The sequence below is a fragment of the Flintibacter sp. HCN-6482 genome (genome assembly GCF_037892565.1).
GTDB classification, from domain to species: Bacteria; Bacillota; Clostridia; order Oscillospirales; family Oscillospiraceae; genus Lawsonibacter; species Lawsonibacter aceti.
The window spans coordinates 1-4,874 of the sequence record NZ_JBBKBK010000008.1 but is presented as its reverse complement, the minus strand read 5'-3'; the positions used below and the strand labels follow the sequence as shown (position 1 = coordinate 4,874).

Here is a 4,874-nt window from a genome sequence, read left to right as displayed (position 1 = left end):
GAAATTCCTCCTAAAAATATTTTTGAATAAAATCATTATCTAGGTCATCAACCATTGATCATTTCTACAATACCTTGTGTAAAGAATGGAACATAAGTTGTTAGCATCAAAACAACTAGCAACGCACCAATGAACCACAATACATACTTTAGCATAGCCTCTATCTTTACACCAGAAATGGATGTAGCCACAAATAGGTTAGAGCCATAAGGGGGTGTCACAAAACCAATTGCCAAGTTCATGGTGAGCACCACACCGAACTGAACGGCTGATAGTCCACATTCCAATGCAACAGGTAGGAGAATCGGTGACAAAATGATAGTCGCAGGGATATTATCCATCAAGCATCCCACAAATAGAAGGAACACATTGATAATCAGCATCAAAATAATAGGATTGCTGGTTAAGCTTGTCAAAAACGCCGCAATTAAAACTGGAATTTGCTTCAATGACAGGTAACTTGCAAATGCAGTCGCAGTACCAACCATAAAAACAATATTACCATTTAACCGTACGCTATCTACAAATGCAGCATAGAGCTGTTTCAGTGTCATTTCACGATAAATTACTACACTGGCAAAAATAGAATATATCACCGCAACGACAGCCGCTTCTGTTGGCGTAAAAATACCCGCATAAATTCCACCCAAAATAATAACAGGTGCCAACAATGCCCAAAAGGCGTCTTTAAAAGAAATCCAGACATCTCTTCCCGTCGGTTTTGAACTCGCCCCTTGGTAACCATATTTTTTACTCATCACTACACAGGCAATCATAATCGCAATTCCCATCATGATGCCTGGCAGAAAACCCGCAATAAACATATCACCAATGGATGTACCGGTCACGACACCATAGATAACAAAGGGAACGGACGGGGGGATAATAACGCCAATGGATCCGGCAGAGGCTGCCAAAGCAGCGCTGAACGGACGTGGATACCCCTTCTTCTCCATCTCAGGAATCATGATGGCACCAACGGCAGAACAGGTAGCCATAGCCGAACCAGAAATCGCCGCAAAAAACATACAAGCTGCGGTTGTCACTAAGCTCAGTCCACCAGTAATCCACCCTATACAAGTATCCGCAAAGTTAACGATTCTTTTTGCGACACCGCCCGTACTCATCAAATTGCCAGCCAGGATAAAAAAGGGAATCGCCATCAGCGAAAAGGAATTCACTCCACTAACACAATTCTGTGTAATCATCGCTAACGGAGTATTCGTAAAACCGGCTAAAACCACCAAGGTAGCTAACGCGATAGAATAGCCAATTGGCACACCAATGAATACCGTTATCAGAAAGACTCCGAACAGAACTAGAATTTGCATCTCCATAAATCTAAGTCCTCCTTATACTGATCCGTCAGCCAATTGCCCGCGACCCATTATCTTCATGATGTCTTCGGCAATCTGTGCTATAACCCGGATACTCAGCATTCCTTGGCTCACAGGCATAACCAAATAAACCACCCAAACTTTCAGCCACGGAATAGACGAAGCCACTTTTCCGCGTTGCATCATGGACTGAACCACTTCCAGACCATTAAATGTAAAAAACAGGCAGATCCCCAGCCACATCAGTTTCACTACGATATCCAAAACTAACTTTGCTTTACCTTTAACCCGGCCACTGATAATCTCAATACACAAGTGATCTCTTGCCGCAAAGTCAGTGCCCATCCATATCATCCAAACAAAGAGATACTTACAGCCTTCTTCACTCCAAGAAATCGAGTTGTTAAACACATATCGAGCAATTACCTGTACAAAAATTACAACTACACAAACTGCTAATGTAGCTACCAAAAAAACTTCTTCCAGTTTATTGATTCTATGTGTTATTTTTTTTAAACCATTCATATCGTTTTCCTTTTTACCCATTTTAGTGTATGTATTCTCCGGAATTTCTATCATCCAGAGAATACATCACTCTTTTATTTATTACATATCTAAAAACACTAATTCAAGTTCACAAAGTTTAACGATACTTGCTCAAGGCTTCCCATGCTTCAGGGAAGTTTGCCTCTGCTTCCTCATACAACGGAGTCAGTGCCTCGCGGAACGCTTCTTTCTTGTCATCTTCCAAATAGTTTACTGCACAACCGCTTTCTTCCCACTTAGCAATATACTCTCCGTCTTCGCTGACCTCTGTATTGCGTTGCCAATCTTCCATATAGGTACGGATACCTGTATCAAAAATCTCTCTTTCCTCATCTGTCAAACTTTCATAAAAAGCACGGTTACAGATGATTGCATTCATATCATATACATGCTCAGTTACACTGAAATATTTCTGCACTTCGTTAAACCCAGAAGTATAAGCAATAGCGGCTCCATTTTCCTGACCATCGATAGTTCCCTGCTGAAGGCCGGTAAAGACCTCATTGAAACCCATCGGGGTAGCGTTAGCACCCAGAGCATTCATCCACTTAATATATGTACTGCTGTTCATTACGCGCATCTTAATTCCTTTGAGATCCTCGATACAAGTAATCGGGCGCACATTATTTGACATATTACGGGTACCATTGGAATTGAAGCCAACGCAGATATATTCTGTGCCATCCAAAGTACTCTTTAGATAGTCTCCCAGCTCACCATCAGCAGCCTCAAACGCATCTTCAACAGAGTCATACAAATAGGGGAGGTTCAACACACCCCAATCTGCCGCATAGGTTTCCAAAGAGGCCACAGAAGGCGTCATCAATGTAACGGTGCCATACGCACACATTTCCAGCATATCCTCATCGCCACCAAGGACACTGTTGGGCTGGATATTTACAGTCATGCTACCCCCAGATTCTTTTTCGATATAATCTTTAAACTGAAGAGATGCACGATTTATATTATGGTCTTCGGCATACACATGTCCCAGGACAATTTCCTTTGCACTTCCAGCAGCGCCGTTTCCCCCAGCATTGGAAACAGATCCGTCTTTGCTCCCGCAAGAAATCAATAAACCTGTGGTTAAAGCAAGAATCAGCGCACAACTCAGTCTTTTTTTCATTTTAATCATTCTCCTTTTTCTCAAATTTGATTCCCTATTTGACCATGTATTTTACTATTTGGCTTATCCACCCCTATCTAATTCATATTTATTATCACATAAGCTACCACACTACATCGCGTATATTGGCATATCATCAGATAATAAATATTATTTTTTTAATATCAATAAAATTACAATTTTTGTTAACCTTTTTAGACTATATTTTTATAAATGTAAGTTCTTCTAATTATCTGTAAAGCCATAATTCATTTAATTAAGAAAATTTTCCTTTTTACCAAACTGATGGCAGGTGAAAAGAGCCAGATATCCAAAATGTTTAAGAACATAATTGCGTCGAAACATACAATAGTTTAACCGTAAAAAAGAAGATCTGTGTAAAAAACAGTCAAACCAGATAAAGAGCACCGCCCTGTACTGACGATTAGTCAGGGCAACGCCCTAGAAGGGAATTCCAACAATATTCAGAACCATTAAAGGCTATCAGGAACAGACTGAGCATTCGACTTAGTCGTTTGCGAAAGATTTTTATTTTATGGACTCTTTTTTATTTATCCTATGTCCCCCATTCTGGGCTGCGCTTCTTGGTTCTGGCTATAACATGAATTGTATTCTCACACCGTGAGAATACAATGATGGCGCCATCATTGTGCTTGCTATTCATAAGATATTTACATTATAATTATACAAAGCGACAATGTCAATAAAATTTATCGTCTAAAATATATATAATTTAGATAAACCCAAATCAATTATATCTCCTGCGCCCTAAGGGCATCCAGTGGATATCCACTAGAACGAGAGTGAGTACATGGTCACACCGCAAGGCGAGACGCGGAGCATGACAGAACCTGCGTAGACAAAAAAGTCCTCGGCAGATACCGCCAAAGCAGTATCTGCCGAGGTTATCAGGCGCCTAAAAAATTACCCCTATTAAGGGGATATCAAATATCCCAGCTCCCTATGCTCTCATCCGCTAGATTTCAATACGCCTTCACCATACCTCCATCCATCAGCAGGGTCTGTCCAGTGAGATAGGTATTGGCCTCAGAGCACAGGAATGCGGCCATACGCCCATACTCCTCAGGCCGACCATACCGGCCAAGGGGAATGTCGTGGAATGCCTTATGCTGGAGCTCCTCCACCGACAATCCTTCCTTCTGAGCCCGGATCTGGTCCAGCTGGTCGATGCGGGCAGTTCCCACCCGGCCGGGACCGATAACATTGACCAGAATGTTGTCCGGCCCCAGCTCCTGACTCAGGGTCTTGGCCAGCCCTACCACCCCCATACGGAAGGTGTTGGACAGGATCAAATCGTTCAGCGCCGCCTTCACAGAGGAGGATGTAGAGCACAGGATACGGCCCCCTCCATTGGCCCTCATATAAGGCAAAACAGCACGGATCGTCCGGATATAGCTGAGTAGGCACAGCTCATAGGCATCCTGCCAAGCCTGGTCATCAAAGGAGTCAAAGGGGCCCGGTTTGGGACCTCCGCTGTTGTTTACCAGGGCAAAGATAGGACCGCATTTCTCCACTGTGGTCTGGACCAGCTCCTGGATATACCGGGGATCGGTGATAGACCCGGCCAGATATTTCGGCTCGTTTCCAGTGGCGTTCAGGATATCCTGCTGTGCCCTTTTCAGCTGCTCCTCAGAGCGACCGCAGAGCATGACCCGGGCTCCTTCCCGTGCCAGTTCCATTGCGATAGCCTTCCCCAATCCGCTGCTGGAGGCCAAAACCAACGCACTCTTATTCTTCAGTCCCAATTCCATGGTCCGTCCATCCTTTCCATCTTAAGCACCCAAAAGGGGCGGGCCGCCCGGCCGTCGCGTGTGACGACCGAGGCGGCCCTAAAAGTCAGTGAT

4 protein-coding genes are annotated in these 4,874 nt (G+C 43.7%); all 4 read right to left on the bottom strand.

From position 1 onward, the window contains the following. Positions 1 to 47 precede the first annotated feature (47 nt). The gene (locus tag WKS99_RS13370) at positions 48 to 1,337 is read right to left on the bottom strand and encodes a TRAP transporter large permease (protein WP_340406491.1); all 1,290 of its coding nucleotides are present in this window, start codon (positions 1,335 to 1,337) and stop codon (positions 48 to 50) included. Between the two features lie 15 nt (positions 1,338 to 1,352). Continuing rightward, positions 1,353 to 1,862 carry a TRAP transporter small permease gene (locus WKS99_RS13365; protein WP_262669891.1) on the bottom strand — a complete coding sequence of 170 codons (510 nt, stop codon included), beginning with the start codon at positions 1,860 to 1,862 and terminating at the stop codon, positions 1,353 to 1,355. Between the two features lie 118 nt (positions 1,863 to 1,980). Then, complete coding sequence (locus tag WKS99_RS13360) at positions 1,981 to 3,009, bottom strand: TRAP transporter substrate-binding protein (RefSeq protein ID WP_186853517.1); 1,029 nt, start codon at positions 3,007 to 3,009, stop codon at positions 1,981 to 1,983. Between the two features lie 983 nt (positions 3,010 to 3,992). Beyond that, positions 3,993 to 4,781, bottom strand: a complete 789-nt coding sequence (locus tag WKS99_RS13355) for an SDR family oxidoreductase (RefSeq protein ID WP_262669890.1) — start codon at positions 4,779 to 4,781, stop codon at positions 3,993 to 3,995. Between the last annotated feature and the right edge of the window lie 93 nt (positions 4,782 to 4,874).